A 690-nucleotide genomic window follows, 5' to 3' on the forward strand; every position below is an offset into this window, starting at 1 on the left:
GATATAAAACAAGAAAATAAAGAAACGAAAAACGTTGAAGATATAAAAACTAAAGAAATAGGAATAAATATAACAGGAACATTAGACAATACAAAAGGAATAATAAGAGGAAGAGAAATAACGATAGGCGGAAACCTTACAGGAAACTCCAAAGGGAAGATAGACTCTATAGGAGCCTTAACTTTAACCGGAAAAATAATAGATAATAAAAACGGAGTAATAAAAGGAAACATAAAGAAAATAAATTCGGATAAGCTCATAAATGATGAAGGACAGCTATTATCCAATGAAAAGATGGAAGGGATAATAAAGGAAACAAGTAATATAAGAGGGGAAATATCAGGCAATGAAGGTATAAAGTTGATAGGTGAAAAACTTAATAACCTTACGGGAGTAATAAGAAGCAACAAAAAGATAGACCTTGATGTAAAAGATACGAGAAATGTAAAAGGATATATATTATCAGACGGACTTACAAAGGAAGATGTAAAAGAGGAAACTAAAGAAAAGAAAGAACAAAAAAATAATGAAGATATTAAAAACAAAGAAATAGGAATAAACATAACAGGTACTCTTGATAATAGAGAAGGAGTAATAAGAGGAAGAGAAATAACGATAGGAGGAAATCTTACAGGAAACTCCAAAGGAAAAATAGACTCTATAGGAGCCTTAACTTTAACCGGAAAAATA

At 30.0% G+C, this 690-nt stretch carries 1 protein-coding gene; it reads left to right on the forward strand.

Annotation, left to right across the window (positions count from 1 at the left end; genetic code table 11):
- Positions 1 to 690 (forward strand): hypothetical protein (locus EII29_RS11425; protein ID WP_148096435.1); only part of this gene is annotated, 690 nt, incomplete at both ends.

This window comes from Leptotrichia sp. OH3620_COT-345 (assembly GCF_003932895.1).
In the GTDB taxonomy this organism is placed as follows: Bacteria; Fusobacteriota; Fusobacteriia; order Fusobacteriales; family Leptotrichiaceae; genus Pseudoleptotrichia.